Here is a 4977-nt window from a genome sequence, read left to right on the forward strand (position 1 = left end):
GGCCAGTCATTGGACGCTCCGACGCGAGACATCGGCCGCCTGCAACGATTGGCGACCACGGCCGCGTGCCGACCTATCCGTTTGCACACACCCAAGACCCGGAGCGGAAGTCGCAGACCAAGACGGTCCGAACCTCAGGCATGGACACCAGCCAACGAATCCGGCGGTGGCGCAAATGCGAAGTGCCGCGGCGTCTACCAGGGCGACCTTCGCATAGACCACAGGATAGCGTTCGTGAGAATTCGCTGGTAGCGGGCGTCCCGCCAAACTGACGGCTCGTGGCCTAGCGCCGAATAAAATACTCGTCCCTCGCCATAGAATCGGGTCCAGGTGAGAGGCCAGCCATAAAATCGTTGATGTACGCCGGTCTTGCCAAGGTCCACCGAGCTTGGGTCGAGGCGCAGGAGCACGCGTGAACCACGATAGTCGAAGTCGCTGATTTGGTAGATCTCGTCCTCGACTTGCAACGCATTCCCAAGAAATGCCACCAGGGGATCGCCGGGATCAACCACCTCGATCTTCACGGCCTGATGCCAAGGATGACCATTAAAGTAGCCGCCGACCAGATCTAGATAGTCCGGCCAAGTGTAGAATGTGTCCGTCGCCGAATGAACGCCGAGGAACCCGCGGCCCGAGCGCACAAAGTCGAGAAGAGCTCTCTTTTGCGCGTCGCTCATCGGAAGTTCTCCTGACGTATAGAACATCACCGCTGCGTAGCGCTCGAGGTTTTCGGTAGAAAATTCGGACGTGTCTTCCGTTGCAGTGACTTCAAAAACACCCGAATGGCTTCCGAGCTGGGTCAGGATAACCTTAGAAAGCGGTATGACATCATGCCGGTAGCCGGCGGAGTATGTGAAATAGAGGATGCGCTCTCGCGGACGCTCCGCATGCGCGCCGAGTGGTCGGATTGCCGCCGCGCCGCCGAGGAGCGCGATGAACTCACGTCGCCTCACAATCGCCTCCGCCAAAACCAACCATGTGTTGAAGAAGCCTAGCACAGATCAGCCCAGCGCCGACCGGGGGGCATCGCCCTCTCGCGTCCTATGCAACGCTGCTGGCCTGATCCTATTGTGACTGTCGGCGATTGTCCGCCCGTGCGCACAATTTTAGGTTATCTATTGGGATAGTGTTGGGCTGTATAGCCTATGCTGCTTAAGCGTTGCACTACAGCTATCGGACAGGATGATCTCGGAGGCGCATGCATTCAGCTTTCATTTGGTATTTCTTATCCATGAAAGGCCGCATCGGTCCGCAGGAATTTCGATTGGGACTTTTGGGACTTGTGCTAGTCGACATGCTCGTCGTGCGCATCGCGAGGAAGCTCACTGATTCAGGACCCCAATACTATAGCGTCAACCCTCCGCTCGACTGGCCCATCGTCCCGGCTGTCCTCTTTATCTCGCTCTGGCCGCTCGCTGCAATCCTTGTGAAGCGACTACATGACTTCAACATCTCGGGTTGGTGGGCGCTCACAATCCTCGCAATTCCTCTCCTCGTCGACGCGCTCAGCATTCCGTATTGGCTTCCTTATCTTTTATTGGCGGCAATCCTGAGTGCATTTCCCGGACGGCCTGGCGACAATCGGTTCGGCTCGACCCCGCTACCGCGCACGCGCGTCTAGCGCGCGCCCAAAGCAGACCGGCCGGGCGTTTGAACGGTGGCGCGAAAGTCAGCCGCAATGTCTGCTGATGGTCCATCCCTGCCGACAGCGCTCCTCAACGACAGGTCAGCTTCGCAGGGTAAACCCGGCGCGCCGATCCGCAGCGAACCACGCCGGACTTCGACCCAATTCGGACTTTGGTTGGTATCCCAAGCCGGACATCAGCTGCCTCCAGACTTGGTGGCTTCCCGCACGAGGACGTCCATCAACATTTTGGCGGGTATCTCGCGGGCAAGCGCCGCCGCCTGACCTGACCAGAGTGGCGTGAAATCGGAGCTTCCATTCTGCTCAGCCACAGCACGCAGCGGCGACACTTCGCCCATGGGCAGCGGAAAGTCCGGTGCCGCGTCCGACCAGGGACCGATCTCGGCGGCAAGGCGATTGACCAGAACCCTCGCCGGTCGCCCGGAGAACACGTTTGTCACGACAGTCTGGTTCAACCGCGCATTTCGCAGGGCCTCGCGATGGAGTGGGGGCGTTGCCGACTCGGCGCAAAGCAGAAAGGCGGTTCCCACCTGCACGCCGGCGGCACCGAGTGCGAACGCCGCTGCGATCCCTCGCCCATCCCCGATCCCGCCGGCTGCGATCACGGGCACGCTGACGGCGTCAGCGACTTGTGGCACAAGGGCGAACGTGCCGGCCTGTGAGGCGATCGCGCGCTCGCTGTTAGAATCGAGGAATGAGCCTCGATGTCCTCCGGCTTCGTACCCCTGAGCGATGATCGCATCGGCACCATGCTTTTCGAGCCAGCATGCTTCGTCGACTGTCGTCGCCGATGAGATCACCTTGCAGCCGGCTGCCTTGACCCGATCGACCAATCCGGGCTCGGGCAAACCGAAATGAAAGCTTACCACCTCCGGCCGGACCTGTTCGACTACGGCGGACGCGGCATCGCCGAACGGAGCGAGATCGAGGCGCGGTGTAACCGTTGCGGGGGCGATGCCCAGTTCGCGATAATACGACGAAAGCTTCTCATGCCAGGCACGCTCGCGAGCGGCGTCCACCTTTGCCGCATCGTGGCAGAAGAAGTTGAGATTGATTGGTTTCTTCGTCAGTCGCCGTAGCTCGGCAACGGTCTTTGCAATGAGCTCAGGCGTCAAGACAGCGCAGCCGATCGAGCCAATGCCGCCGGCATTCGAGACCGCGGCTGCAAGGTCTACCGTGCCCAATCCGGCCATTGGTGCCAGCACAATCGGATGCTCGATCTTGAACAATTCAACAAGACGTCGGTTAGACCACATCGCACACCTCCTACCAGCGGCCGGCGGACGCGCCGCCATCGACATGCATGATCTCGCCGGTGACGAAAGCCGCTCGCTCAAGATACATCACGGCGTCGACGACCTCCTGTATCTCGCCCATGCGGCCCATCGGCTGAAGACTTGCGAGGAAGCCATGCGCCTCCGGCGCATGCATTGAGGTCGCGATCGCGCCAGGCGATATGGCATTCACACGGATATTCCGGCTTGCGTACTCGATCGCGAGCGAGCGGGTGATCGCGTTGAGCCCGCCTTTGGTTAGCGCCGCGAGCGCCGCCGCCAGGGACGCCATCGGCTGCTCGGCGATCGTGGCCGTGATATTGACGATGTGACCCGAGCCCGCGAGCAGCATCCTCGCCGCCACCCGCTGCGTCAGATAAAAAAAGCCCGCGAGATTGACACCGACCATCTTGGCGAAGTCGGCCTCAGAATAATCGGTAAAGGGCTTCGCAATGAACAGGCCGGCATTGTTGATGAGCGTATCGATCCGCCCGAAGCGCTCGATGGCCAGTTCCACGATGCGATCGGCCGTCTTTGCGCTGGCGATATCGCCATCGACCGCGAGCATCGACGGATCGTCGCTCCTGCCGATCGAACGAGAACTGGCAACGACGTGGTAGCCGATATCCCGGTAGGCCTCGAGCAATCCTGCGCCAATGCCGCGCGATGCTCCGGTGATGATGGCAACCTTCCGTTCGGACGTCATATTCGCTTCTCCTTCACGCAAAGTGCATGGATGGGCGAACAGTTACCCTGATCGAGGCAATGCCGCTTTGCATCGCCTGCTCAGCTATTGTCATTTCCTGCCGTCGGTGGATGCAGATCGTTACATCGGTAACAAAGTCAAGCCAGCCGGTTTCGCCGATATTGCGCCGGCGTCTGGCCCGTGGCTCGCCGGAATGCGCGGGTGAAATTGGCCTGGCACGAAAACCTGAGCCCGAGGGCGATATCGACCAAGGCCCGGTCCGCATCGCAGAGCAGGTCCTTGGCGCGTTCGAGGCGCCTTGCACTGACATGCCGATGCGGCGATTTACCGATGGCGGCCTTGAACGCGCGCGCGAAATAAAACTCGCTCAGGCAGGCAACCGAAGCCAGCCGCGCTACCGTCAGATCGCCCTCCAAATTGGCTTCGATATAGTCGAGCACGCGCGCCAATCTGCGTCGGTCGAGCCCTTCCCCTGCGGCCGGCATGACCAGGCCGGACCGCGGCGCAGCATGGTTCTGGATCAATCTTGCCACCAGACTGAATGCCAGGGTTTCGGCGAGCAGCCTGCCCGCGGACGTCTCGTGTTCCAGTTCGAGCATGATGGCAAAGGCAATCTCGGCAAGCAGTGGATCGCGGAAGCCGCCCTTGTGGCGGAGTGAATCGATCGCCGTCGCGTCGAACCCTTCACCCAGATCATGCGACAAGAACAAGCCAGTCGGTAGGTAAAGATGCAAGATCGCGGGCACCGGCTCGGACATGTCGATCAGGCCTTGCTGCACGCCGGCCGGACGAAACCAGATGGTTCCACGTTCGGAGATGGTCGAGTCGATGGCCCCCGTCCAGCCGACGCGTGACAACGGACCGACTACCGCGCACATCAACGCAGATCTCGGCATCAGGCTGGGGGTTATTCCAGGCAACCGTACCGCGGTGGCTGCGAAGCTCTGCCGTGAGATTTGACCAACCTCGCGCGGCGGATGAGGCCAGCAGCCCGGCGAGGCCGTATTTGTTGGGGCTGCGTTCGCCTGACGGCGACGGCCGAGATGTCAATTCCTGATTTCGGCCAAATAAATTCACGCCGGCGTCACCTTTGGACATGCTGCGGGCTCGACGGCGTCAATGTGGTCGGACTCGTGGCTGACCGCAACTCTCGCCCCCGCCCTATCACGCATCTGCGATCAAGCAGTGTAGCCGCTCACTTCCGTTATTGGCCCCCAACCGACGTTGCCACGCTGCTGCCGACCGCCAGCTTTTGACCCTGGCTGTGTGAAAAGCCACGAGTCGGTTACGATTCCTCCGTTTCCTGATGGGGGATATGGATGGGACGCTTCGTTGAAGGCGCGGACAGATCC

The 4977-nt window shown here is 60.8% G+C and carries 5 protein-coding genes; 1 reads left to right on the forward strand and 4 read right to left on the reverse strand.

The annotated features are described in order from the left end of the window. Positions 1-194: 194 nt before the first annotated feature. Entirely contained in the window at positions 195-998 is an 804-nt protein-coding gene (locus CT676_RS42950) for a ThuA domain-containing protein (protein WP_244623528.1), read from the reverse strand. Between the two features lie 200 nt (positions 999-1198). Here CT676_RS42950 and CT676_RS42955 point away from each other — a divergent pair, with 200 nt between their 5' ends. Continuing rightward, positions 1199-1621 (forward strand): DUF805 domain-containing protein, encoded by a 423-nt coding sequence (locus tag CT676_RS42955; protein WP_135217273.1) that lies wholly within the window; start codon positions 1199-1201, stop codon positions 1619-1621. 200 nt (positions 1622-1821) lie between these two features. Here CT676_RS42955 and CT676_RS42960 read toward each other — a convergent pair whose 3' ends face one another. The 3 genes from CT676_RS42960 to CT676_RS42970 all read right to left on the reverse strand — a co-directional run bounded on the left by CT676_RS42960 (position 1822) and on the right by CT676_RS42970 (position 4503). Beyond that, positions 1822-2901, reverse strand: coding sequence for a DUF561 domain-containing protein (locus tag CT676_RS42960; protein ID WP_085401769.1), 1080 nt, complete (start codon positions 2899-2901; stop codon positions 1822-1824). A 10-nt stretch (positions 2902-2911) separates the two neighbouring features. After that, positions 2912-3625 carry an SDR family oxidoreductase gene (locus CT676_RS42965; protein WP_085401699.1) on the reverse strand — a complete coding sequence of 238 codons (714 nt, stop codon included), beginning with the start codon at positions 3623-3625 and terminating at the stop codon, positions 2912-2914. Between the two features lie 137 nt (positions 3626-3762). After that, complete coding sequence (locus tag CT676_RS42970; protein ID WP_244623529.1) at positions 3763-4503, reverse strand: AraC family transcriptional regulator; 741 nt, start codon at positions 4501-4503, stop codon at positions 3763-3765. Positions 4504-4977: the final 474 nt, after the last annotated feature.

This window comes from Bradyrhizobium sp. MOS001 (assembly GCF_004634465.1).
GTDB classification, from domain to species: domain Bacteria; phylum Pseudomonadota; class Alphaproteobacteria; order Rhizobiales; family Xanthobacteraceae; genus Bradyrhizobium; species Bradyrhizobium barranii.